The sequence below is a fragment of the Nonomuraea insulae genome (assembly GCF_042656245.1).
The window spans coordinates 36,048-58,721 of the sequence record NZ_JBHSPA010000010.1; the positions used below are offsets into that span (position 1 = coordinate 36,048).

Genomic DNA, 22,674 nt, shown 5'->3' on the forward strand with positions numbered 1-22,674 from the left:
TGAGTGCTCTCCGAGCCCGCGACGAGGATCATCAGCACGGCCCCGGCCGCGGCGCCCGCGTTCACGCCGATGATGTCGGGGCTGCCGAGCGGGTTGCGCGCGAGCGACTGGAAGACCGCGCCCGACATGCCGAACGCGGCGCCGACGAGGACGGCGAGCAGCGCGCGCGGCAGGCGCAGCGACTGGACGACGAACACCTCGCCGCCCTCGCCGGAGCCGAACACGGCGGGCAGCACGCGCAGCACGGAGATGGTGAAGTCGCCGACGGACAGGCTCAGGCAGAACGCCAGCAGGGCGGCCAGCGCCAGGCCGGCGGTGACCGCGCGCCTGCGCCCCGCCACACGGGAGCGGGTACGCGACACCTGGCGCAGCGCGTCGTGCGGGGAAACGATGGGTGTCATAGGGAGGCCAGGTTCTTGCGGCGGACGAGGGCGACGAAGACGGGGGCGCCGAGCAGTGCCGTCACGATGCCGACCTGCAGCTCGGCCGGGGCCGCCACCAGGCGGCCGACGACGTCGGCGACCAGCAGCAGGGTGGGGGCCAGGACGGCGCTGTAGGGCAGGATCCAGCGATAGTCGGGGCCGACGATGGCGCGGGCGATGTGCGGCACGGTCAGGCCGACGAAGACGATCGGCCCGGCCGCGGCGGTGGCCGCCCCGGCCAGGATCATGACGGCCACGCCGGAGACGATCCTGGCGCGGGTCACGTTCTGGCCCAGGGAGCGGGCCACGTCGTCGCCGAGCGCCAGCGTGTTGAGCACCCGGCCGCTGGCCAGCGCGAGCACGGCTCCGGCGGCGACGAACGGCCACACCTCGGCGGCGACGTCGGCGCCCCGGCCCGCCAGCGACCCGACCGCCCAGGCGCGGTAGGCGTCCATGGTCCTGACGTCGAGGAGCTGGACCATCGTGGTGAACGAGGCCAGCAGGGCGGTGACCGCGGTGCCCGCCAGCGCCAGCTTGACCGGCGTGGCGCCGTCCCTGCCGATGCTGGAGATCACGTACACGACCACCACGGCGATCCCGGCGCCGCCGAAGGCGAACCACACGTAGCCGAGCAGGGTCGTGACGCCGAAGAACTGCACGCCGGTCAGCACGGCGAGCGCGGCGCCCGCGTTGACGCCGAGGATGCCGGGGTCGGCCAGCGGGTTGCGGGAGACGCCCTGCATGACGGTCCCGGCGAGCCCGAGCGCCAGGCCGGCCATGAGCCCGATCAGCGTGCGCGGGGCGCGCAGCGAGCGGATCACCGTCTGCGCCTCGTCGCCCGGGTCGAAGCGGAACAGCGCGTCCTGCACCGACTCCAGCGGCAGATGCCTGGAGCCCAGCGCCAGGCTGGCCACGGCGGCGGCGGCCAGCACGGCGATGGCCAGGATCAGCCCGGCCGGGCGTCCCAGCCCGCCGACCAGGCCCTTGCGGGACTCGGTCTGGTGACGCCGGAAGGAGGTGTGCACGGTGGCGGCCATCCGGGCTACACGTCCCCTGCGCGTTCGAGCACGGCGGTGAGGTCCTGGAGCTGCCTGGTGTAGTCGGTGTAGTTCAGTGACACCCGCACCCAGCTCCCGACCTGGCCGGCCTGCACGGCCTTCATGGTGTTCCAGGTGGGGTACTTCTTCAGCGCGTCGGGGCCGAGCGTGTAGCCGCGGGCGTCGACCAGGACCACGGCGGGCTGATACTTGGCGGCGTTCTCCCAGCTCACCGCCTCGTAGTAGGAGCTGACGAGCTTGCCCGTCGGTTTCATCAGGTTCACTCCCCAGTCCTTGAGGTCGAGCAGGTCGGGGAAGAGGTCGGGGACGGCGAAGTACACCTGTTCCTGCGCCGGTGTCACGGCCAGCACGGACAGGTCGCCGCGCTCCTTCACCGTGGCCTTGAGCTTGTCGACCGCGCCCTGCCAGGTGGTGCGGGCCTGGGCGACGGCTCCGCCGTCCACGTCCGCGCCCAGCGCCTTGGCCAGGTCGGAGAAGCGCTGGATGACGTGGGAGGACGGCTTGGTCGAGTCGATGGCCAGGATCGGGGCGATGGTCTTGGCGTCGTTCTGCATCTTCTCGGTCTGGAAGCCGTACACGCCGCCGGGGAAGAGGACCCCGTCTCCCGTGTAGAAGGTCGAGACGATGACGTCCGGTCGCAGCGAGGCGAGCTTCTCCATCTTGACCTCGCCGAAGACCTCGCCGACCGACTCGACGCCGGTCAGGTCGAGCCCCTGGAGCATGGGGTTGCCGGTGAGGGGCGCTCCGCCGAAGATGCCCACTGGTTTGATGCCGAGGTGCATCAGGGCGTTGGCCGCGTCCTCCTGGGCGACGACCCGGATCTCCTTCTTGTCCAGCCGGACCGTTTCGGCACGGTCGTCGGTGAAGGAGAAGGCCCCGGTCGCCGCGGCGTTCCCAGCCGCGGGCTGCGGGCCACTCTGCTGGCCGCACCCTGTCATGAGCAGCACAGCGGCTGCCAGCAGAACGGCCAGAGGGCGAAGGGTGAAACTGTCAGGCGGTGTGGGGGGCGCGCTCATGTTGTTCCTCTCTCGGCGCCTACCCGGTGCTGTATCAGCCCGTTGACCTGCGGCGTTGGTCGGCGGAGGCGGCCGAAGCGTTCTTGCCTGAACGTTTCGGCACATACAACCACCAGCGAATGACCATGTCAACGGTCGATCGGCCACCGGGTTGATCACCCAGATCACGTCTCGGCTGTGAGGCTGTTGCGCGGGGAAGAGGGTCTGCCTATGGTTGCCGAAACGATTCGGCAAGAGAGGTGCGCGTGACCATCCACCTGCCCCCGCGAACGGCCGCGGATCGGGCCACGCTGGCCAACTGGCTGCGGGCTCCGTACAACCGCTGGTCGTTCCAGCACGTCCGGGAGATCGTGCCGACCGCCGTCATCCGCAAGGGCTCCGGGCCGGTCCTGGAGCTGCCCGAGACCTCCCTGCGGCTCGGCGAGCGCGAGGTGAGCTTCACCTCCCATCCCGACGACGGCGGCGCGAGCGGCTCCGAGCCGCTCGCCCGGCTGCTGGGACGCACCTACACCGACGGATTCCTGGTGCTGCGTCGGGGCCGGCGGGTTTTCGAGCACTACGACAACGGCATGACCCCCGCCTCGACGCACCTGTGCATGTCGATCTCCAAATCCATCACCGCCACGGCGGTCGGGCGCGCCATCGCGGAGGGGGCGCTGAGCCCGGCGGACCTCGTCGCCGACCACGTCCCCGAGCTGCGCGGCACCGGCTTCGAAGGCGCGACGGTACGCCATCTGCTCGACATGCGCACCGGGACGGGGCCGATGACTCCGGAGCAGTCCAGGACCGACATGGAGGCGACCCTGTGGGCGCCCATGTCACGGCCCGGCGTGCGCGCCGACCTGACGTCGTACTTCGCCGGCCTGGGCAACATCCGGCCGCACGGCGGCCCCTTCCAGTACCGGTCGGTGCTGACCTGCGTGCTCGCCCAGGTCGCCGAGCACGCGACGGGAACCCGCCTGCCGGAGCTGATCTCGCGAGAGGTCTGGCAGCGGATCGGCGCCGGGAGCGACGCCGACATCTGCGTGGACGGGCACCGCAACGGCCTGGCGGACGTCGGCGTCTCCTGCACGCTGCGGGACCTGGCACGACTGGGCGAGGCCATGCGGCGCGGCGGCGGCGTCCACAGCGCCGTGAACAGCGCCGTGAACGGCGCTTCGGATGGTGCCGGGGCGATCCCGCGCGCCTGGGTGACGGACACGCTGGTGCCGGACGCGGACCAGCGAGCGGTGTTCGCCCAGCATGGCGCGCGCTACCTGCCCGTTCCCGGCGGCTACTACCGCAACCAGTGGTGGGTCGCCGAGTCGGGGCCGCAGGGGGCGATCTACATGGCGCTGGGGATCCACGGGCAGCTCCTGCTCGTCCACGAGCCGGCCGAGGTGGTCGTGGCCAAGTTCTCCACCTGGCCGCAGGGCTGGTCCACGCTGCTCGCCCAGGACACGGTAAGCGCCTGCGTGTCGCTGGCCGAGTCGCTGGCGTGAACGTGAGCGGCGCCCTCTCAGCCCGGCCTGGTCGACTCACGGATCCGCAGCGTGGTGTCGATCACGACCGGGCCCGCGGCGAGTTCCCCGTTCACCCTCCTGGCCAGCAGGTCGACCGCCGCCCTGGCCATCTCGACCGGGCGCAGGTCCACCGCGGTGATGGGCGGGGAGGCGCTCTGCAGCAACTGCCCGTCCATGCCGCCCGCGAGCAGCATGTCGCCCGGCACCGAGCGCCCCGACTCGACGATCGCGTCGAGGGCGCCGAGCGGGGTGCCGTACGGGATCGCGAAGATGGCGTCGGGCGGATTCCTCAGCCGCAGGAGGCTGCGCACGCCCGTCGCCGCCGTGGCCCTGGGACGTTCCACGTCGACCAGCCGCACCTGCGGCTTGACGCCGTGATCTTCGCACCAGCGCGCGTACGCCGCCGAGGTGTCCTCGAACCACGCCCATGGGGCGTCCGCCGTCACCAGCGCGATCCGCCGCGCCCCCTGGGCGGCGAGATGGTCGAGGACCTGCACGGTGCTGCCCGCGTTGTCGGTCTCCACCCACCAGCCGTCCGTACGCTGGATGTCGCGGTCGATGGTGACCGCCGGCACGCCCGCGTTGTTGAGCACCGTCAGCGCCTGGTCACCCTCCCGGGGATCGGCGATGATCACGCCGTCCACGTCGAGCCGCGCCAGATCCCTGACATCCTTGGGGCGCGGGGCGACCAGCAGCTGGCGTTCGGAGTCGACGGTCGCGGCGGCGCAGGCGGCCACCAGGGCCATGTCGTACTCGGCGTTCACCAGCCAGTCGCCCACGCCGACGTGGCCGACCGGCAGGCACATGGCGAACACCCCGGTCAGCCCGGAGCGCAGGGCGCGAGCCGAGCGCCTGGGCCGCCAGCCGACCTGCGTGATGGCTGTCAGCACTCGCTCCCGCGTCGCGGGATCGACCCGTCCCTTGCTGTTGACCACGTCGGAGACCGTTGTCATGGACACGCCGGCCTGGACCGCGACGTCGCGGATCGTAGGGCGCGCGCGTTTCGTGGTCAAGAAGGGTCTCCATCCGGGTCTGGGGCCGCGGGGCGGCGAGGTCCTGCGACCGCTCGACAGCGGATCAGGCCATTTCTAGCCGTGCCGAAAGGTTTCGTCAAAGGAGGAGCACCCCCCATGCCTGAGTATGACCGTTCCGGTCCGGATGAACCGGTGACGCTGGAGAACTGGATGCGGCCGCCGCACAACGTCGTCGCCTACCAGCACATCAGGGAGCTGATCCCCACCGCGGCCATCCCCCGTGGTGAGGGGCCCGTCCTGGACCTCGCGCACGACCCTGCCGCGGTGCCGCCGCCCGCCGAACGGGCCGCCGAACTGGCCGCCGGACTGGCCGGGCGCACGCACACCGACGCGCTCGTCGTGCTGCACCGGGGCCGGGTCGTGCACGAGCAGTACGACCACGGGATGCGGCAGGACACCCGGCACCTGTGCATGTCGGTGTCGAAGTCCATCACGGCCACGGCGGTCGGATCCGTGATCGCCTCCGGGGCGATGTCACCCGGCGACGACGTGTGCGCCATCATGCCCGAGTTCCGCGGCACCGGCCTGGAGGGGGCCGCCGTCCGTCACCTGCTGGACATGCGTACCGGGACGCGCGAGGACATCACCACGCTCGAACTCCAGCGCGCCTACTACTCCACCTGCCTGTGGGCGCCCCCCGCGCGCTTCCCCGAGGCGCCCGGCGAGGACGAGGACTCACGCGGTCACCTGTGGCGGCTGACCCAGGTCCGGCCGCACGGCGGACACTTCGAGTACCGCTCGACGCTGACCTGCGTGCTGGCCATGCTGGCCGAGCGTGCGACCGGCCTGCGGCTGCCCGAGCTGATCTCGCGGCACCTCTGGCAGGGTCTCGGCGCCGAGCACGACGCCGAGATCACCGTCGATCGCAACGGCAACGCGCTGGCCGACATCGGGATCTGCTGCACCGCCCGGGACCTGGCGCGCCTCGGGGAGGTCCTGAGACGGGACGGGCTGCGTCCCGGCGGAGCCCGGGTCGTGCCGGAGGGCTGGGTCGCCGACACTCTCACACCCGACGGGGATCAGGCCGGCGCCTTCGCCCCGCACGGGACGCCGTACCTGACCGTGCCCGGCGCCTACTACCGCAACCAGTGGTGGGTCGCCGCTCCCCGGGTGGCGGGCAGGGACGGGGTTTACCTGGCCCTCGGCATCCACGGCCAGCTCCTGTTCGTGCACGAGGCGGCCGAGGTGGTGATCGCCAAGTTCTCGTCGTGGCCGGAGCCGTGGATCGACGAGCTGGCCCGGGCGAGCGTGGCCGGTTGCCTGGCGATCGCGGAAGCTCTGACCGGCTCTCTGTAGACATATCCATGGATATATGCGAAAACTAACGACTGTTACATCTTCGCACGAACAGTCGATAGATCAACCAGAAGGGAAGTGGGCCGATGAATGCGGCCGCATGGGGCCTGGGCGCGGCGGTGCTGCTGGCCTCGATCGTGGAGATGGTGGAGGCGTTGACGATCGTCATGGCGATGGGCATGACGCGAAGCTGGCGCTCCACATTGATGGGCGTGGCCGCGGCTCTGGTCGCTCTCGCCGCGTTCACCGCCGCCGCGGGTTACGCCCTGGCGACCTGGTTGCCGGAGGCGGCGCTGCAACTCGCCATCGGCGGCCTGCTGCTGATCTTCGGCCTGCAGTGGCTGCGCAAGGCGATCCTGAGGTCGTCGGGACGCAAGGCCATGCACGACGAGGACCAGATCTTCGCCGAAGAGGTGGCGGTGGCCAAGCAGGCGGGCACGGTCAAGGCCGCGGGCCTCGACTGGTTCTCCTTCATGATCAGCTTCAAGGGCGTCTTCCTCGAAGGCGTCGAGGTGGTCTTCATCGTCATCACCTTCGGCCTGAGCGCCGGCAACATGCCGGTGGCGATCGGGGCGGCCGTCATCGGCGTGCTGCTCGTCCTCGTCGTCGGCATCGCCGTCAGAGGCCCGCTGTCGAAGGTGCCGGAGAACACGCTCAAGTACGGCGTCGGCCTCCTGCTGGCGGGCTTCGGCACCTACTGGGCCGTCGAAGGGCTCGGCATCTTCACCGAGAGCCGCCAGAGCCTGGACTGGCCGGGCGCCGATCTGGCGATCCTGGTCCTCATCGCCGCCTGGTTCGGGCTGTCGCGGCTGCTGGTCCGCACGCTCCGGCGGCCCGCGCCCGCCAAGTCCGCGCCCGTACCGAGCACGTCTGGGAGTTAGCCATGGGATTCATCCGAGGGTTCGGGCGGTTCTGGTACGACCTGATCATCGGCGATGACTGGAAGATCGCTGTCGCCGTGGTCACCGTGCTGGCGGTGGGCACGGTGGCGTTGCTGGCGTTCGCCGTGCCGGCGCCGGTGCTCACGCCGGTGCTCGGCGTGGGCCTCATGGCGGCCTTCGCCGTCGCGCTGGGGATCGACGTACGCGGCCGCTAGAAGCCGGTGCTCGGGCCGGGTGAGCCGACCGCACTTACCCGGCGCCGGGCCGTGGCGGCTGGGAGATGGCGCTGTCCTCCGCCTCGTACACCGAGGCGGCGAAGCCCTCCAGCGTCCTGGCGCAGTCGTCCAGGGCCTTGACCACGTCCTTCGCGCGGCCGGCGCCCAGGACGTCACGCGCCTTGACCTTCTCGTACCAGCCCTTGAGCTTGGCGAGGTCCTCCTCGTTCTCCTCCAGCTCGCCATAGGTGAAGTGGCTGGCGCGCACCTCCTTGGCGACGCCCTCGTGGAAGTCGACGCACTTGTCGAGGATCTCTTCGTACTCGTCGTCGCGTGCGGCGTTGTAGAGGGCGGCCAGCTCGTTGTCGCCGACGACGGAGGAGGTGGTGATCAGGAACGCCTGGCCGGACATCGACTCGACGATCTCGCTGCGCAGCGTCCGCAACATCCGCTCGCTCTGCGGCGTGCGCGGCGCCACCGCCGCGGAGTTCTGCAGGTAGACGGCTCCGAGGTTGCGCAGGCGCCGCCAGACCGCGGCTCGCAACCGGGTCGGCTCGCTGGGCACCCGGTAGACCAGCATCAGCCAGGTGACCGGCTCGGCGGGCTCGGCCCGCTCTCCCTCAGTGCCTGGCAAAGCCCGCCTCCTCGCGTGTCAGGATCACCCGATCGTATCCGTGCGCGCGCGAGCACAGGCACGCGGTTCAGCCGGCTCGGGTGAAGTAACCGCGGGCGACCATGTCGGTCGTCACCAGGATGGCCATGGCCTCGGCGGCCAGCAGCGCCACCAGCACCACGAGCTGCACGATCCCGGCCTCGATCGGGCTGGCCCCGCCGAGCAGCATTCCCACGAAGGCGCCGGGAAGCGTGACCAGCCCCACGGTTCTGGTCTGGTCCAGCGCCGGCACCAGGGCCTGGTTCGCCGCCGGCCGGCAGATCTCCAGCGCCGCGTCCCTCGGCAGGAAGCCCAGCGCCAGGGCCGCCTCCACCTCTCCTCTGCGCTGGTCCAGCTCGTCCACGGCCCGCCGCCCGGCGAGCGAGGTGGCGGTCATGCAGCCGCCCAGCAGGATGCCCGCGATGGGGATCACCACGATCGCCTCCATGGAGATCACCCCCGTGCCGGCCAGCAGGGCGAGCACCGGGACGACGCCCGCGGCGATCGGCGCCGCCGCCCACCAGGCCGCCCGGCCACGCGTGATGCGCCGGCCCGCGGTGAAGGCGGCGACGCCGTACATGAGCAGGATGAAGCCCGTCGCGGCCGCGAAGTAGGCGACCACCCAGGCGATCAGGGCGGAGACCGCGCCGAGTTGCACCGCGGCCCGCAGGCAGGCGGTCAGCACCGCCCGCCCGTGGCCGAGGTGGCCCAGCCACGCCACCAGGGCGCCCAACCCGACGAGGGCCACCAGGACCACGGGCAGGAGAGGGGTCAAGGAGATCAAAGAAGAGGAACGCACAGCCAGTACTATCCCGCTGCCGGGCCGGTGGCGGGTCCACGGACCCTGCCCAGGCTCATCGTTTCAGGGCGCAGGGAGACTGCTCGGAACCCCGGCAAGGCCGGCTGATTCGCGGTGGAGGCCCCGCCGGTGTTGCCAACCCTAGGGGGCGTTAGGTTAGCTTTTCCTAACCATCGTCGATCGGGGAGGTTCTCCGGTGCCTCGTCGCGCCGTGCGGGTCCGGCCGTCAGGAGCCGGGGTCGTCGAGCAGGTCGCGGAGTATCGCCTCGTCGCCGGGTTCGAGACCGCTCACGAACCGCCGGAGCACCGAGGCCCGGTCGCTCTCCTCCGTCAGCAGACGGTTCATGTTCGCGGCGACCAGGCCCGCCGCGTCCGCGATCGCCGTGTAACGGAAGGCCTTGCCGTCGCGTTGCCGCCGCACGGCGCCCTTCACGGCCAGCCTGTTCAGCGTGGTGATCACCGTGCTGTAGGTCAGGCCCGCCGGAGCGCCGAGACCGTCGAGGACCTCGCCCGTCGTCAGCGGCCGATCCGAGGCGGACAAGACGGTGATGACCTGCGCTTCGAGCTGCCCCGCCCGCCTTCTGGGCGCGGCCGGCCCCGGGGCCGGCGGCTGGCGCTCTGTCATCCGCCGAATCCTATCCCTGCCCACCGACGCAGGCCGTCGCGCGGCTCGGCCCGAGCACCGGAGCGCGGGATTGTTTGATCATTTCGTCTGGTCCGTGCTGACCGTCCCGGTCGTGGTGGTCGCTCTCACCGCGCTTCTCGCCGACCGGCTGCCGCCATCGCCCGCCGCCGCGGCGCTGGCCTGGTCGGCCGCCGGAGCGGCGCTGGCCAGCCTGCTCAATCTGGTGGCCTTCACCGTCAAGGCGGCGGCCGAGATCCCCTTCGTCGCCGGCCGGTTCGGCTGGTCCTACCAGGTCGTGATCGCCGACACCGGTCACGTGCGCTGGGTTCCCTGGCTCTGCGCGATCTTGCTGGTATCGGCCGCGGTGGCCGTCCGCACCGTGGTCAAGCGCCATCGCGGCGGACGCTCGCAGGCGCTGCGGCTCACCGCCTCTGCGACCGGCGACCAGGTCATTCTGGTCCCCAGCGAGAAGATCGACGCGTTCGCCGTGCCGGGCAGGCCCGGGCACGTCGTCGTCACGACCGCGATGAGACAGATCCTCACCGATGAGCAGTATGAGGCGCTGCTGGCCCATGAGCGCGCGCACCTGGAACAGGACCACTTCAGGCTGATGCTGCTCAGCGACCTGGCCGGCGCGGTGCATCCCGCGCTTCTGTGGGTCTCCCGCCGTGTCGGCTACCTGGTCGAACGCGCCGCCGACGAACACGCGGCAGCGGCGCTCGGCGATCGCAGAGTCCTCGCCAGAGCCATCGGCACGGCGGCTCTGGCCGCCGACGGCCGGCCCTCGCTGACGGCCGGCCCGTTCGTGTCCTTCGCCAAGACCAGACGCCCGGGCGCGATACCACGCAGAGTCGCCGCACTCCTCCGCGGCCAGGACCACCGGCGCCGCCTCTGGCCGGCCGCCATCCCGGCCGCCTTGGCGGTGAGCTCACTCGTCTGGACCGGAGAAGCCCTGTACGACCTGGTCGAACTGCTCGTCACCGCCCATGGCTGAGGGCTGGACCGCAGTGGTCCGCCCGTGCCTGAGGAGGTGGGCTTCATCGGTGCAGGCGTCGACGAGGTCGAGCTGACCTTCCAGACCGATCGAGGTGCGCGCCTTCAGCTGAGGCAGGAGCGGGCGCCGGCCGGGCGCCCGCTCCTGCATTCACCACCCGGCGCTCCTGCGGCAGCCGGCGCTCCAGCCGCAACATCAGCACCGCGCCCAGCACGGCTAGGAGGCCCACGACGAGCCAGGGGAGCAGGCGATCCTGGCTGAAGAGCAGGCCGAACAGGCCGGGCGCGAGGATGTTCGCACCGGCGAAGGAGTACTGGAACGCCGCCAGGTAGGTGCCCCGCGACCCGGCCGGCGCCGCGTCCGCGGCGAGCGCGTTCGACGCGGGCCCGTAGGTCATCTCCGCGGCGGAGTAGCAGACCACCGCCGCCACCAGGAACGGCACCAGCGCCTCGGACGGCAGCAGGACGGCCGCCGCGGACGCGGCGCACCACAACGCCCACAGTCCGCCGGCCCATGTCATGGCCCGGGCGCGGGACCAGCGGCGGCGGACGAAGCGGGTGACGGCGGCCGTGCAGGTGGCCAGCAGCAGGGTGTTCAGGGCGAGGAGGGGGCCGGGGGCCCAGTCAGGTCCTGACAGGCCCTGGACGACGTAGACGGGCAGCGACAGGGCGAGGAACGAGCTGCACAGGGCGAAGATCGTACAGGTCCCGATCAGCGCGAGGTAGGGCCGGTCCCGCAGCAGCGCCCGGTGGCCCGAGTGGCCGTCGGCCGGTGGCAGGGCGTGCGGGGTGGACGGCACCGCGAGGACGACCACCAGCGCGGCGACCAGGAACGCCAGCGCGCTGCCGAGAATCAGCCCGTCGTAGACGCGCCCGGAGTCGAAGGTGAGCAGGGCGCCGGCGAGCAGCGCGCCACCGGCGGCGCCCGTTTCCCGGATCATCCCGGCCCGTGCGAACCAGTGGTCCTTGGCGTCCGCCCCCTCGGCGTCGGCCTGGTCGGCGATGAGCGTGAAGACCGAGGACCAGTAGACCCGCAGGCCGACCGTCGTCACCAGGACGGCGACCACCAGCGAAGCCGCCCCGGAGACCGTCAGGTAGAGCAGGAAGCCGAGCCCTTGCAGCGCCTGGCCGCCGGCCACCACCAGCCGCGGCCCGAGCCGGTCTACCAGCCGTCCGACAACGATCGGCACCGGCAGGGTCAGTGCGGTGGTCACGCTGATGAGCAGACCGATCGTCGCCAGGTCCAGGTCGGTGACCTTGAGGAAGTAGAGCAGCGACAGCGGGAGATACAGGCCCGTGCCCAGCGCGTCGACCGCCACCGCCGCCAGGAGCGGCCAGCCCCTCCGGCCTTTCCGCCCTGTCCCGTCGTCCGTTTCCGCCCGTGCCACGCGATGCACCGCCCTGTCCCGCCCCGACCGCCCGATGACCAGCCGTCGTTTCTAACACAGGTTTTCGGCGGCCCTCAACACCTTTGAATGGCCGTGGTCAAAGCGGCCACGGATGGCATGACGGGGGCAGGCGCCGCATGCCGCCGCCGCTGTGACAACATCCATGCTGATCGCGCTCGGCTCCCAACGATGGCGCCGGCGGCGAGCCCGTGGCTGGACCTGGCCAGGATGGACTTCGGTGAGCCCGGGTTGCGGCGCGCGATGCTCCACGCCTACTTCCCCGCGGGCATTCCAGCCGGCGCACCTGGCGAACCACCGGCTGCTCTACCTGCTGCTGGCCCTCGTGTGGGAGTACGAGTGCGGCGGGGATTGGCTGCACGAGCGAGTCCCCGGCATCGAATCCGCACTCGCCACAAGCTGAGGGAGGATGCCGCGCCGGCCGCCGTCACCGGCGACCAGCGGGGTATCGGTCAGCGGGCGACGGCGCAGGCGTCTCTGTTGAGGGAGATCCGGCTGGGCAGGGAGGAGTCTCCCGTGTGGCTGGCCAGGTAACCCATGGTGACGCTGCTGCCAGGGGCGATGGAACTGTTGTGGGTGGCGTTGACCGCGGTGATCATGTCACCGCTCTGGACGAGGTCGGTGTTCCAGTCCGAGATGACGCTCTGTCCCCGGGCGAGGGGGAATCTCAGCGTCCAGCCGTTGATCGGTGCGGTGCCGGTGTTGGTGATGGTGAGATCGACGGTCATGCCGCCACCCCAGATCTGCGTTTTGTACGCGATCCGGCAGGTCGGCTTCGCGTACTCGAAGGAGACGCGGTGCAGGCCGCCGGGAAGGTCGTTGACGACGTAGAGCTCGCCCTCCGGGGTGGCGCCGAACGCGGTGACCTGCGTGGGCGTTTGCCCGATCTCGGCCTGGGAGTAGCCGCCCGCGTCGTTCTTGCGCAGTGCCCACACGGTGGAGTAGCAGTAGTCGGTGGCGATGTAGGTGTCACCGACCAGGTCGGCGAACTGCTTGCCGTGGTACACCATGCCGCCGATGACCGCGCAGCCGCCGGTGTGCGGGGAGTAGGTGAAGATCGGCTTGGTGTACGTGGCGTCGGCGCGGCACTGGGTCTGGTCGAACACCTCCAGACCTTCGTAGCAGGACCAGCCGAGGTTCGCGCCGGCCTGCCGTCCGGTCTTGATGTGGTTGATCTCCTCCCACCTGCCCTGGCCGACGTCGGCGATCCACATCGAGCCGTCGGCGTGGTCGATGGAGAAGCGCCAGGGGTTGCGCCCGCCGTACATCCAGATCTCCCCGCGGGCGCCCTGGACGCCGACGAACGGGTTGTCCTTGGGAACGCAGTAGGCCAGGGCTCCGCAGCTCCGGCTGACGTCGATGCGCAGGATCTTGCCCAGCAGGGTGTCCAGCCGCTGCCCGCTGTCGAAGGGGTCTCCGGAGCCGCCGCCGTCGCCGATGCTCATGTACAGGTTGCCGTCGGTGCCGAAGGTGATCTGGCCGCCGTTGTGGTTGCTGTTCTCGGCGTGCTCCTGGGAGAGCAGCGGCACAAGGGTCGCGTCGTTCATGTTGTATCGGCCCAGGGTCACCGCGCCGTCCGGCAGCGCGGTGTAGGCCAGGTACAGGTTCTGGCTCTTGGCGAAGTCGGGCGACAGGGCGATGCCGAGCAGTCCTCGCTCGTTGCCGGATTCGTCCACCGACGCCGTGATGTCGATGATCGGGGCCTGTGCGAGACCGGTGTCCGGGCGGTAGACGCGTACGGTGCCGCGTTTCTCGACGATGAGCAGCCTTTTCGTTCCGTCGTCGGGTGCGGCGATGGCGACGGGGCGTCGCAGCCCGAAGGCGACCTGGGTGGTGGTCGCGTTGATCTCCTCCAGCGGCACCTTGGAGGCCGCCGCTCGCCGCGGCGTGTCGCTGTCCGCGACGGATAAGGAGGTCATCGCGGCGGCTGGTGGGGTGAGTGCGCTCACAGGGGCGAGCAGTGGCAGGGACAAGGCGAGCAACACGGGTGCTGCCCAGCGTTTTCCTGGCATGTCGGGCTCCAGAGGCGGGCTTCGTCGGAGTCCGGAGGACAGTGGTTCCTCGGACCGGAGCGCGTCGGGGCACGCAACACGCCCGGCCCGGCCGCATCCGGCCCCGAAGCGAGCGGATGCGACACCGACCAGGCAGGTTCGTGCTCTGACGTACCCGACCGGACGGTATCGGCTCGTCCGCCGTCACAACCAGGCCCGCGACCACGACGTCCGCCCTGAGACGCGGCGCCAGACCGCACTTCCCCTCTGACCGGCGGCGATACGGGAGCGCTCCGGCGAGGCCCGCCACCGGCCTGATGAAACGTACATCGCCACATGGCCCGCCGCGATACCGCGTGGCCTGGACGTGGGGAGCCGGATATCCCCCTGGGAGGGGAGACGCCTGCCTCGCTGTGGGGAGTGATTCCGGGTGCGCGGCTTCTACGGTCGGAGACATGGTTGATTCTGAGCGTCCGAGACGCTGGCCGGCTTACGCGGTGGCGGTGCTGTTCCTCGGTTACGCCGTGGGGAAGGCCGCCTTCGCTCTGCAGGCCCGGCTCGGGTTTCCGGGCGGCCCGCCCGTGTCGGCCGCCGAGACCGGGAGCTATTTCCTGGACGCGGCCACCGCGCAGTGGCTCGCAGCCGCGTCCGGTGTGCTGGGCGCGTGCGTCGCCATCGCCACGGTCACGGCGCTGGGGCGCAGGGTGCCGAGAATGCTCATGCTCCTCGTGCTGGCCGGGATGCTGCTGGCCGTCGGCGGCGGCGCCGGAATCATGATCGTGGACGGCTTCGTCGGTATCGGTGTGGGCTGGCGGTGGTACCACGGGGTCCTGGGAATCCTCGTGATCGGGCTGTTCCTGGAGATGATCCGGTCCTACGCGGCGGTGACGAGACGTGTCTCGGACTGATCGGGCGCGGCGCCGGCCGGGCACGCCGCGCCGGCTCGCACCTTGGCGCGCTGGGATCTGCTGCTGTGGTCGCCGTTCTTCCTGCTCTGGGGGGTGTGCTGGGCGAGGGCCGGATGGCGGCTGGGCCGCCGCCGACCGGCGGAACTATGATCGACCAGGCTCCGAGAAGAAGGCGCACTATGGAGATCCGCGAGGCGTATCGCCCGCTGCTGAGCCGGCTGCTGCCGGAGGACGAACCAGGCAGCCTGGTCGTCCGCCAGGGGCAGTTCCATGAGGTGATCATGGGGTCGGAGCGTGTCGTGTGCCTGCCGCGTACCGAGGCCGCAGCCGCGCGGCTGCCCGGCCGGGCGGCGGTGCTGCGCACTCTCGCCGGCCTTGAGCTCGGCTTTCGCGTGCCGCGGCCACTGCTGGAGGGAGACGGTGAACCACCGTTCCTGGTTCTCACGCGTGTTCCCGGAGCGCCTCTTGAGCGCGACGTCCTCGATGACGCTCAGACGGCCGAGGCGGCAGCGGGACAATACGCGCTGCTGCTGGCCGGCTTGAGAAGAGCCGGTTCTGATCCGGCGGTACGTGCGGCGTTACCGCAGGCGGCCGGGGACCGGTGGCGGCAGTTCGCCGTGGACGTCCGTACGGAGCTGTTCATGCTCATGTCCGATGAGGGGCGGCGGCGAGCCGAGCGGGAACTCGACGCGCTCGACGCTCTTCCGCACCTGACCGAGGCGGTGGTCCATGGTGATCTCGGCGCCGGGAACGTGCTGTGGCGGATCGTCGACGGGATGCCGCGGCTCAGCGGAGTGGTCGATTGGGACGAGGTGACCCTTGGCGACCCTGCCGAGGACCTCGCCGCCACCACCGCCGGTTACGGCGAGGAGTTCGTGACCCAGGTGCTCTCCTTGGGAGGGTGGCCGGCGGAGGGGCTGGCCTGGCGAATTGCCGTGATCCGTGGCACTTTCGCGCTTCAGCAGGCCTTGTCCGCTCACCGGGACGGCGACGCGGAGCAACTGGCGGATGGCCTCGCCGGCTATCGGTGAGGGCGTAGGTGGTACCGGTCGGTTCGATCGACTGCTAGGGTCATGGATCGTACCGAACGGTTCTATCTTCGGGCGCCGGCCACCCTGATGCTGATCGATCAAGGACGGAAATGACGAACTACGTACTCATCCCGGGGATGTGCCACGGCGGCTGGTGCTTCGAGGAGCTCTCGGGAGGGCTGCGCGCCCAGGGGCACACCGTCCACCCGCTGACGTTGACCGGGATCAGCGAACGCAGCCACCTGCTGCCCGGCGCGGTGAACCTCGACACGCACATCCAGGACGTGACCGCGGTGCTGGAGGCCGAGGATCTTCGCGACGCCGTCCTGGTCGGCCACAGCTACGGCGGAATGGTGATCACCGGTGCCGCCGACCGCGCGCCCGATCGGGTCGGCTCGCTGGTGTACATGGACGCCATGGTGCCCGGCCCCGGCGACTCCTGCTGGAACCTGGTCTCCGAGCGGGAACGGCAGTGGTACCTGGACGTCGTGGAGACCGGTTTCGGGTCGCGGCCGCTGCCGTTCTTCGACCCGCGCGCCACGGCCCACCCCGTCGCCTCCCTGTTGCAGCCGCTGCGGCTGACGGGCGACCTCGCGCACCTGCGGCGCAGGGTCTACGTGTACGCGGCCGGCTGGGACGGCCCGTCCCCGTTCACCTCCGTCTACGAACGGCTGCGCGAGGACCGGGCCTGGACGACGTACGCGCTGGCGAGCGGCCACAACCTCATGCGCGACGCGCCCGAGGACCTGTTGAGAATCCTGCTGGGGACGCCGGGCACCTCGGCGTGAGAGCCGGCCCGCCTCGGGCCAAGGCCGCGGCCACACCTCCTGTTCGCGACCGGTGGGCCGGCCTCACCGGCGTGCTTCGGCCGTCGGTTCCAGGTCCAGCGGGCCGCCGGCACGCGACGGCAGCAGCACGACGATGAGCACAGCGCCGAGCGCCACGCAGACCGCACCCGCCCTGAGCCCGCCCGAGTAGCCGACGACGCTCAGCGCGGCCACCCCGACGGCGCCGCCGATCTGCTGGACGGAGGTGAACAGGGCCGAGCCGAGACCGGCGTCCTCCTCGGTGGTGCCGTCGACCGCGGCCGCGGCCATGACGGGCAGGCTCAGCCCGTTGCCCACGCTCAGTATGAGCATGCCGGGCAGGACGTGGAGAGGGTAGGAGCCGCCCGCCGCCACGCCGGACAACAGCAGCAGGCCGGCCACGTTGACCAGGAACGCCAGCAGGAGCGCCCAGCGCGTCCCGATCCTGAGCGAGACGCGGGCGGACAGCCACATGCCCGTCAGGATGCCGGCGCCGTAGGGCAGGTAGGCGATGCCGGCCAGGAGCGGGCTGTATCCCAGAGCGGTCTGCACCTGGATCATCAGCAGGAACGACATCGCGTACATCGCCATCGAGAACAGCAGGGTCGCGCCGTTGGCGGCCGCCCGAGTCCGCGAGGCCAGGAACGACCCGGGCACCAGCGGCGCCGCCGCCCGCGACTCGGCCACCAGGAACGCCACCGCCAAGACGGCGGAGAGCACGACGGCGCCGATGACGATCGGGTCGCTCCAGCCGGTCTCCCCGGCCCGGAGCAGCCCGTACACCAGCGACACCGCGGCACCGGTGACCAGAACAGCGCCGGGAACGTCGAGGCCGCGCCGCCCGGCGGCGCGGGACTCGGGGACCAGACGGGGGAGCAGCGCCAGGGCCACGGCCACGACGGGCAGGTTGATCAGGAAGATCCCACGCCAGGACACCAGGTCGGTCAGCGCCCCGGACAGTACCAGGCCCGAGGTCCCGCCCAGGGCCGCGATGCCGCCCCAGACACCCAGCGCCTTGGCCCGCTCCTCCGGCCCCGAATACAGCAACGTGACCATCGACATCGCCGCCGGGCCGGCCATCGCGGAACCCGCGCCCTGCACGAATCGCCCGATCACGAGCTGCCACGGCTCCTGCGCGAGCCCGCAGGCCAGGCTGGCCACCCCGAACAGCGCCACCCCGGCGAGGAAGACGCGGCGGCGGCCCAGCAGATCCGCCATCCGGCCGCACAGCAGCAACAGCCCGCCGAAGGCCAGGAAGTAGGCGTTGACGACCCAGGGCAACCCGGACGCGCTGAAGCCCAGCTCATCGCGGATGCTGGGCAGGGCCACGTTCACGACGGTGTCATCGAGCACGAGCATGAACTGGACAAGACACAACACGATCATCGGCACCCGACGACGCTATGATCCGCCGCGCATGGCCACAATCCGCGACGGGGCCAGTCTGTGTCGCATGGAGGACATGAGCGCGTTCACCGCCGGCCACGGGGGAGCACGGCAGGACACCGGCCTGGTGCGCTTGCCGTGACGACCCGTCAGACGAGGTGGCCGTCCACCGGCAGGATCGGCGCGTCCACCGGGACCGTCTGCGGATACTTCAGTCCGGCGCCGGTGTTCAGCACCACCACCTCGTCGTCCCCGCCGATCCAGCCCGAGGCGCGCAGCTTGCGGGCCGCGGCGAAGGCCGCCGCGCCCTCCGGGCAGACGAAGGCGCCTTCCAGGGCCGCGACCTGCCGCAGTTCGGCCAGCAGTTCGGCGTCGGTGACCGTGATCGCGGTCCCCGCGGTCTCGGCCAGCGCCTCCAGGATGAGGAAGTCGCCCAGGGGCTTGGGCACGTTGATGCCGAAGGCCACCGTACGGGAGTTCGCCCAGTATTGGCTCTCCCGTTCTCCGCTCTCGAACGCGCGTACGATCGGCGCGCAGCCCTCGGCCTGGACCGCGACCAGCCGCGGCAGCGGGCCCGAGATCCAGCCGAGCTCCCGCAACTCGTTCAGGGCCTTGTGGATGCCGATCAGTCCCACGCCACCGCCGGTCGGGTAGAGGATCACGTCGGGCACGCGCCAGCCGAGCTGCTCCGCGATCTCGATGCCCATCGTCTTCTTGCCCTCGATGCGGTACGGCTCCTTGAGCGTCGAGGCGTCGAAGACCTGACCGTCCGAGGCCGCGACCAGCTCGCCCACCATCCGCCCGGCATCGCTGATGAGCCCGTCCACCAGATAGAGGTCCGTGCCCGACGCCACGCACTCCCGCCGGGTGATCTCCGGCGCGTCCACCGGCATGACGACCGTGGCGGCCAGCCCGGCGCGGGCCCCGTAGAGCGCCCAGGCGGCCCCCGCGTTGCCGTTGGTCGGCATCGCCAGCCGCTCGATGCCCAGCTCTGCCGCGCGTGACACGCCTACCGCGGCCCCGCGGGCCTTGAACGAGCCCGTGGGGATCAGACCCTCGTCCTTCATCAGCAGCCGCGGCACGCCGATCCGCTCGCCGTAGCGGGGCATCGGCAGCAGCGGCGTCATCCCCTCGCCGAGGGTGGTCACCGCCTCCGGGCTCCTGACCGGCAGCAACTCGTGGTAGCGCCACAGGTCCGGCGTACGCCGCGCGATCTCCGCCGGGCTCACCGAGGAGCCGACGGCCGCCAGGTCGTAGCGGGCGAGCAGCGGCGAGCCGCACTTCGCACACAGGTTCTGCGGGCGCTCGCTGTCATGGACGGCTCCGCATCGGCCACATTCCAGATGGGACAACTGGCTGAAAGTCACGCACGCTCCCTCAACGCTCTGGCGGCCCGAACGGTTGGGTGTCTCCCGGAGACGTTTAGACCTGTCCCCATCGTAGGGGAGGTGCTGTCCGTAACCTCCGGCTGTCACAGGAGCAGGTTGATGATGACGGTCAGGAGTATCGAGAGCACGATCGACACGACGATCATCGTCAGGCATCCGGCCCAGCCCCCGAGCGGCCGGATGTCCCAGTTCCCTCGGCGCATGCCGAGTGGCTACCCGCCAGGGCCGACCTCATGAGCGCGGGTGCCGAAGCAGGCGCATATCTCTCTGGCGTTCGTTCAGCCGGCAGGGAGAACCCGGACCAGATAGTCGGCCAGTTCGCCCGGCCGCGACAACATCACCATGTGGCTGCCGGGCATCTCGTCCGCGACGATGCCGAGCCGCTCCCTGACATGGCGGCGCACGAAATCGGGGGTGAAGAACCGGTCGTCGCGGCAGAGCAGGTACTTCGTCGGAACGTCCGGCCAGGCGGGCAGCGGCCAGGGCTCCCGGCCTGCCCGTTCCATGCTCATCTTCTCGGCGAGCGCGCCATCGTGGGCCAGGACCCGCCTGCCCAGCTCGCGCGGGACGTCGTGCAGATAGAGCTCGTAGTCGTCGTCGATGCCGGACGAGGGCCACTCGCTGCGTGCCCACCAGTCGTCCGGTGGCTCACCCGGCCTCGGGATCATGGCGGTTACCAGGACAAGCGCGGCGGCCCCGGCACGCTCGCAGACGAGAGGGCCGACGAAGCCACCCCAGGAGTGCGCGACCACCACGAGAGGCCGGCGTTCTCCGACCGCCTGGACGACGGCGTCGGCATAGTCCCAGAGCCCTGCCCGCGGATCGGACATCGGCAGGTCCACCGCGACCGTGTCGTGCCCCTGACCACGAAGCTCGGCTTCGACGAGATGCCAGTCGAAGGCGCTGCCGCCGCCACCGTGGATGAGAGCGAAGGTTGTCATGACAGTGGTGACCACGAGCGGCACGAAAACTCATCGGCGGCCACCCGCGACGGGACTCATGCCCGCGCCCCATGCGGCTGCCTTCTCCACATGAGGACAAGCGCCAGGAGCCCTGCCAGGCAGGGGAGCAGGCCGGCCCAGCCCAGCAGCGGCGCATGTCGCCGCGGGCAGCACGCCGGCCTCAACCCCCCCGGGCATCCTTCATGCCGCGATCCGCCTCGCCGACAGAGACGGCCTCGCCGCCCTGTCCATGCGCAGACTCGGCACCGAGCTCGGGGTCGAGGCGATGGCCCTGTACCACCACTTCCCCAGCAAGGACACGCTGCTCGACGGGATGGTCGAAGAACTCGCCACGGTGGAGCCGGTAGCCCGTTTCGACGGCACTGACTGGCGAGAGGGGCTGCGCGGCTACACGCGAGCACGGCTGGAGACCCTTGCCGCCCACCCGAACCTGGTCCCGCTCGTCCTGTCCCGTCCGGCGACCACCGCGGGGAACCTGCACATGATGGAGACGCCGAAGCCGCCCGCGCCAGCGCGAACCGCGATCCCACCGCCCGCTTCGAGTTCGCCCTGGAGGCCCTGCTCACCGGCTTCGCCGCCGCCCGCCGCGAGCCTTGAAGCCCGTCCGGTTCGAGGGGTGGGGGCCGTCGCTCTGACGGCTCCCACCCCGTCCCGGCGGGGATGCCTACCCGGCATAGGTCTCGAACTCGGCGACCTTCGGCGCGCCGGTCGAGCCGGTGATCCTGAAGGTGAGCTTGCTCAGTGAGGTCGGGGTGAAGGTGATGGTGCCCGCCCCGCTGCCTGATTTCAGGACGGCGCCGGTGCCGCCGTTGACGAGCTGCCAGGATCCGATGCCGCCCGCGGCGCCTGACGCCTCACGGATGACGGCCCTGGCGACCGTCTTGGCGGAGCTCCACTTGATCGAGATGTCACCGGTCGAGCCGGACGGCGACCAGTAGGTGCTCAGATTGCCGTCCCGTACGTTGCCGTAGCTCGTACCGTCGGCCTTGCTGGAGCCGTCGGAGCCGGCCCCGATGCTGAGGTTGGTCCCGGTGGGCGGCGTGGTCGGCGGGTCCGTCGGCGGGTCGGTGGGAACGGTCGGCGTCGGCGTCGGCGTCTGCGGCGTGCAGTTGCCGTTCGACACCTGCAGCCCCTTGTTGGCGCCTGCCGTCTGCCGGACGATGTCCGGCACGCAGCTCGCCCCGTCGAGGCCGTAGGAGTAGGGGATGCTGACGGTGGTGTTGGACTGCGGGTTGGGTCCGGCGGGGGCGTTGTCGCTGCCGGGGGCGGACCACGTCACGTTGTCGAAGATGTTGCCGCCGACCTGCCAGTAGCCGGCCTCGCTGGTGTAGAAGGTGCCGAGAACGTCCTTGGAGTCCTCGAAGTAGTTGTTGTCGACCTTGGCGCGGGCTCCGGCCCGGGAGTTGATGCCGGATTCGTGCAGGTCCACGTAGTGGTTGTTGTAGATGTGGGCTATGCCACCACGCAGCAGGGGTGTGCGGGAGTCGATGTTCTCGTACAGGTTGTGGTGGAAGGTGACGAAGCCGTTCGAACGGTCGCTCTCGCTGGACCCGATGAGCCCGCCGCGGCCGGAGTTGCGCAGGATGCTGTAGGACAGGGTCACGTACTGGGTGTCGTCCTTCATGTCGAAGAGGCCGTCGAAGCCCTCCGCCTCTCCGCCCGAGGCCTCCAGGTTGGCGTGATCGACCCAGACATTGCGGACGCCGCTCTCCATGCCGATGGCGTCGCCGCCGTTGGACGTGGGCGAGCCCGACTTCTTGACGTTGCGGACGGTCACGTTCTGGATGATGATGTTGCTCGACTCGCGGATGTGGATGCCCAGCTGGTCGAAGACGGCCCCGTTGCCGACCCCGATGATCGTGACGTTGCTGATCTGCTTGAGTTCGATCACGCTGGCGGCGGTGTTGCAGCTCGCGCCCGACACCTTGGTGGTGTTGCCGTGATTGATGGTGCCCTCGACCTGGATGGTGATCGGGGTGCTGCTGCTGGCCCGGCCGCACAGGGCCGCATGGATCGCGGTCCCCGTGGTGGCCTTCACCGTCTGCCCGCCCGCACCGCCGGTGGTCCCGCCGTTGCCTGTCGCGTAGCCGGTGGCGCTGCCGGCCGCCGCCGATGCCTGGATCATCGGTAAGGCCACGCCGACCGCGGCCGCAGTGGCCACCGCGGCCAGCGTCGCCTGGAGTCGCAACGCGACTGCTCGTCTCATCCTTGTCTCACCTTCGTGTTGAATGCCGGGTGCGTTCTTCCCCGCGCCGTCACCGTAGGAAAGCGCTTTCCCAGTGTCAATGCATCGTGAAACTTTC

The 22,674-nt window shown here is 70.7% G+C and carries 23 protein-coding genes; 10 read left to right on the plus strand and 13 right to left on the minus strand.

The window, feature by feature from the left end; genetic code table 11:
- The 3 genes from ACFPZ3_RS06970 to ACFPZ3_RS06980 all read right to left on the minus strand — a co-directional run.
- On the minus strand, window positions 1–401 hold a 401-nt coding region (locus tag ACFPZ3_RS06970), incomplete at its 3' end, for an iron chelate uptake ABC transporter family permease subunit (protein WP_379513120.1).
- Window positions 398–1,459, minus strand: a complete 1,062-nt coding sequence (locus ACFPZ3_RS06975) for a FecCD family ABC transporter permease (RefSeq protein ID WP_379513121.1) — start codon at window positions 1,457–1,459, stop codon at window positions 398–400. The genes ACFPZ3_RS06970 and ACFPZ3_RS06975, both read right to left, overlap by 4 nt.
- A 5-nt stretch (window positions 1,460–1,464) precedes the next feature.
- Window positions 1,465–2,496: an ABC transporter substrate-binding protein gene (locus ACFPZ3_RS06980; protein WP_379513122.1), complete on the minus strand. Its 1,032-nt coding sequence runs from the start codon at window positions 2,494–2,496 to the stop codon at window positions 1,465–1,467.
- Between the two features lie 245 nt (window positions 2,497–2,741).
- Between ACFPZ3_RS06980 and ACFPZ3_RS06985 the strand changes: the two genes are divergently transcribed.
- Entirely contained in the window at window positions 2,742–3,977 is a 1,236-nt protein-coding gene (locus tag ACFPZ3_RS06985) for a serine hydrolase domain-containing protein (RefSeq protein ID WP_379513123.1), read from the plus strand.
- 17 nt (window positions 3,978–3,994) lie between these two features.
- On the opposite strand, the gene ACFPZ3_RS06990 is transcribed toward ACFPZ3_RS06985, so the two are convergent.
- A complete protein-coding gene (locus ACFPZ3_RS06990; RefSeq protein WP_379513124.1) occupies window positions 3,995–5,011 on the minus strand; it encodes a LacI family DNA-binding transcriptional regulator in 1,017 nt (338 codons plus the stop codon).
- Between the two features lie 117 nt (window positions 5,012–5,128).
- On the opposite strand from ACFPZ3_RS06990, the gene ACFPZ3_RS06995 reads away from it, so the two are divergent.
- The 3 genes from ACFPZ3_RS06995 (at window position 5,129) to ACFPZ3_RS07005 (ending at window position 7,424) form a co-directional block, all read left to right on the plus strand.
- Window positions 5,129–6,328: a serine hydrolase domain-containing protein gene (locus ACFPZ3_RS06995; RefSeq protein WP_379513125.1), complete on the plus strand. Its 1,200-nt coding sequence runs from the start codon at window positions 5,129–5,131 to the stop codon at window positions 6,326–6,328.
- Between the two features lie 86 nt (window positions 6,329–6,414).
- Window positions 6,415–7,209 (plus strand): COG4280 domain-containing protein, encoded by a 795-nt coding sequence (locus ACFPZ3_RS07000; RefSeq protein WP_379513126.1) that lies wholly within the window; start codon window positions 6,415–6,417, stop codon window positions 7,207–7,209.
- Window positions 7,210–7,211: 2 nt separating this feature from the next.
- Entirely contained in the window at window positions 7,212–7,424 is a 213-nt protein-coding gene (locus ACFPZ3_RS07005) for a hypothetical protein (RefSeq protein WP_379513127.1), read from the plus strand.
- Between the two features lie 34 nt (window positions 7,425–7,458).
- Here the strand turns inward: ACFPZ3_RS07005 and ACFPZ3_RS07010 are convergent, their stop codons facing one another.
- The 3 genes from ACFPZ3_RS07010 to ACFPZ3_RS07020 form a co-directional block, all read right to left on the minus strand.
- Window positions 7,459–8,058 carry a Chromate resistance protein ChrB gene (locus tag ACFPZ3_RS07010; RefSeq protein WP_379513128.1) on the minus strand — a complete coding sequence of 200 codons (600 nt, stop codon included), beginning with the start codon at window positions 8,056–8,058 and terminating at the stop codon, window positions 7,459–7,461.
- A 67-nt stretch (window positions 8,059–8,125) separates the two neighbouring features.
- On the minus strand, window positions 8,126–8,851 hold the full coding sequence (locus tag ACFPZ3_RS07015) for an ABC transporter permease (protein WP_379513129.1): 726 nt from the start codon (window positions 8,849–8,851) through the stop codon (window positions 8,126–8,128).
- 250 nt (window positions 8,852–9,101) lie between these two features.
- Entirely contained in the window at window positions 9,102–9,500 is a 399-nt protein-coding gene (locus ACFPZ3_RS07020) for a BlaI/MecI/CopY family transcriptional regulator (RefSeq protein ID WP_379513130.1), read from the minus strand.
- Between the two features lie 94 nt (window positions 9,501–9,594).
- On the opposite strand from ACFPZ3_RS07020, the gene ACFPZ3_RS07025 reads away from it, so the two are divergent.
- A complete protein-coding gene (locus ACFPZ3_RS07025; protein WP_379513131.1) occupies window positions 9,595–10,494 on the plus strand; it encodes a M48 family metalloprotease in 900 nt (299 codons plus the stop codon).
- Window positions 10,495–10,537: 43 nt separating this feature from the next.
- Here ACFPZ3_RS07025 and ACFPZ3_RS07030 read toward each other — a convergent pair whose 3' ends face one another.
- Window positions 10,538–11,881: an MFS transporter gene (locus ACFPZ3_RS07030; protein ID WP_379513132.1), complete on the minus strand. Its 1,344-nt coding sequence runs from the start codon at window positions 11,879–11,881 to the stop codon at window positions 10,538–10,540.
- Window positions 11,882–12,119: 238 nt separating this feature from the next.
- On the opposite strand from ACFPZ3_RS07030, the gene ACFPZ3_RS07035 reads away from it, so the two are divergent.
- The gene (locus ACFPZ3_RS07035) at window positions 12,120–12,302 is read left to right on the plus strand and encodes a hypothetical protein (protein WP_379513133.1); all 183 of its coding nucleotides are present in this window, start codon (window positions 12,120–12,122) and stop codon (window positions 12,300–12,302) included.
- Between the two features lie 49 nt (window positions 12,303–12,351).
- Here ACFPZ3_RS07035 and ACFPZ3_RS07040 read toward each other — a convergent pair whose 3' ends face one another.
- On the minus strand, window positions 12,352–13,911 hold the full coding sequence (locus ACFPZ3_RS07040; protein ID WP_379513134.1) for a PQQ-dependent sugar dehydrogenase: 1,560 nt from the start codon (window positions 13,909–13,911) through the stop codon (window positions 12,352–12,354).
- Between the two features lie 434 nt (window positions 13,912–14,345).
- On the opposite strand from ACFPZ3_RS07040, the gene ACFPZ3_RS07045 reads away from it, so the two are divergent.
- From ACFPZ3_RS07045 to ACFPZ3_RS07055, 3 genes are all read left to right on the plus strand, one after another.
- Window positions 14,346–14,798: a hypothetical protein gene (locus tag ACFPZ3_RS07045; protein WP_379513135.1), complete on the plus strand. Its 453-nt coding sequence runs from the start codon at window positions 14,346–14,348 to the stop codon at window positions 14,796–14,798.
- A gap of 179 nt (window positions 14,799–14,977) precedes the next feature.
- The gene (gene vph / locus ACFPZ3_RS07050) at window positions 14,978–15,829 is read left to right on the plus strand and encodes a viomycin phosphotransferase (RefSeq protein ID WP_379513212.1); all 852 of its coding nucleotides are present in this window, start codon (window positions 14,978–14,980) and stop codon (window positions 15,827–15,829) included.
- 110 nt (window positions 15,830–15,939) lie between these two features.
- Entirely contained in the window at window positions 15,940–16,617 is a 678-nt protein-coding gene (locus tag ACFPZ3_RS07055; protein ID WP_379513136.1) for an alpha/beta fold hydrolase, read from the plus strand.
- A 63-nt stretch (window positions 16,618–16,680) separates the two neighbouring features.
- On the opposite strand, the gene ACFPZ3_RS07060 is transcribed toward ACFPZ3_RS07055, so the two are convergent.
- The 3 genes from ACFPZ3_RS07060 to ACFPZ3_RS07070 form a co-directional block, all read right to left on the minus strand.
- Complete coding sequence (locus ACFPZ3_RS07060) at window positions 16,681–18,021, minus strand: MFS transporter (protein WP_379513213.1); 1,341 nt, start codon at window positions 18,019–18,021, stop codon at window positions 16,681–16,683.
- A gap of 149 nt (window positions 18,022–18,170) precedes the next feature.
- Window positions 18,171–19,388, minus strand: a complete 1,218-nt coding sequence (locus ACFPZ3_RS07065; RefSeq protein ID WP_379513137.1) for a threonine synthase — start codon at window positions 19,386–19,388, stop codon at window positions 18,171–18,173.
- Between the two features lie 299 nt (window positions 19,389–19,687).
- Window positions 19,688–20,350, minus strand: coding sequence for an alpha/beta fold hydrolase (locus ACFPZ3_RS07070; RefSeq protein ID WP_379513138.1), 663 nt, complete (start codon window positions 20,348–20,350; stop codon window positions 19,688–19,690).
- A 196-nt stretch (window positions 20,351–20,546) separates the two neighbouring features.
- Between ACFPZ3_RS07070 and ACFPZ3_RS07075 the strand changes: the two genes are divergently transcribed.
- Window positions 20,547–21,116, plus strand: coding sequence for a TetR/AcrR family transcriptional regulator (locus tag ACFPZ3_RS07075; protein WP_379513214.1), 570 nt, complete (start codon window positions 20,547–20,549; stop codon window positions 21,114–21,116).
- On the opposite strand, the gene ACFPZ3_RS07080 is transcribed toward ACFPZ3_RS07075, so the two are convergent.
- The gene (locus ACFPZ3_RS07080; RefSeq protein WP_379513139.1) at window positions 21,036–22,577 is read right to left on the minus strand and encodes a pectate lyase family protein; all 1,542 of its coding nucleotides are present in this window, start codon (window positions 22,575–22,577) and stop codon (window positions 21,036–21,038) included. The two genes, ACFPZ3_RS07075 and ACFPZ3_RS07080, sit on opposite strands and share 81 nt — an antisense overlap.
- Window positions 22,578–22,674 lie beyond the last annotated feature (97 nt).

Excerpts from the sequence above, each read along its gene's own strand:
- ACFPZ3_RS06975 (WP_379513121.1), bottom strand. The coding sequence starts at position 1,459 with ATGGCCGCCACCGTGCACACCTCCTTCCGGCGTCACCAGACCGAGTCC.
- ACFPZ3_RS06980 (WP_379513122.1), bottom strand. The coding sequence starts at position 2,496 with ATGAGCGCGCCCCCCACACCGCCTGACAGTTTCACCCTTCGCCCTCTG.
- ACFPZ3_RS06995 (WP_379513125.1), top strand. The coding sequence starts at position 5,129 with ATGCCTGAGTATGACCGTTCCGGTCCGGATGAACCGGTGACGCTGGAG.
- ACFPZ3_RS07000 (WP_379513126.1), top strand. The coding sequence starts at position 6,415 with ATGAATGCGGCCGCATGGGGCCTGGGCGCGGCGGTGCTGCTGGCCTCG.
- ACFPZ3_RS07005 (WP_379513127.1), top strand. The coding sequence starts at position 7,212 with ATGGGATTCATCCGAGGGTTCGGGCGGTTCTGGTACGACCTGATCATC.
- ACFPZ3_RS07020 (WP_379513130.1), bottom strand. The coding sequence starts at position 9,500 with ATGACAGAGCGCCAGCCGCCGGCCCCGGGGCCGGCCGCGCCCAGAAGG.
- ACFPZ3_RS07040 (WP_379513134.1), bottom strand. The coding sequence starts at position 13,911 with ATGCCAGGAAAACGCTGGGCAGCACCCGTGTTGCTCGCCTTGTCCCTG.
- ACFPZ3_RS07045 (WP_379513135.1), top strand. The coding sequence starts at position 14,346 with ATGGTTGATTCTGAGCGTCCGAGACGCTGGCCGGCTTACGCGGTGGCG.
- vph (WP_379513212.1), top strand. The coding sequence starts at position 14,978 with ATGGAGATCCGCGAGGCGTATCGCCCGCTGCTGAGCCGGCTGCTGCCG.
- ACFPZ3_RS07055 (WP_379513136.1), top strand. The coding sequence starts at position 15,940 with ATGACGAACTACGTACTCATCCCGGGGATGTGCCACGGCGGCTGGTGC.
- ACFPZ3_RS07060 (WP_379513213.1), bottom strand. The coding sequence starts at position 18,021 with ATGATCGTGTTGTGTCTTGTCCAGTTCATGCTCGTGCTCGATGACACC.
- ACFPZ3_RS07070 (WP_379513138.1), bottom strand. The coding sequence starts at position 20,350 with ATGACAACCTTCGCTCTCATCCACGGTGGCGGCGGCAGCGCCTTCGAC.
- ACFPZ3_RS07080 (WP_379513139.1), bottom strand. The coding sequence starts at position 22,577 with ATGAGACGAGCAGTCGCGTTGCGACTCCAGGCGACGCTGGCCGCGGTG.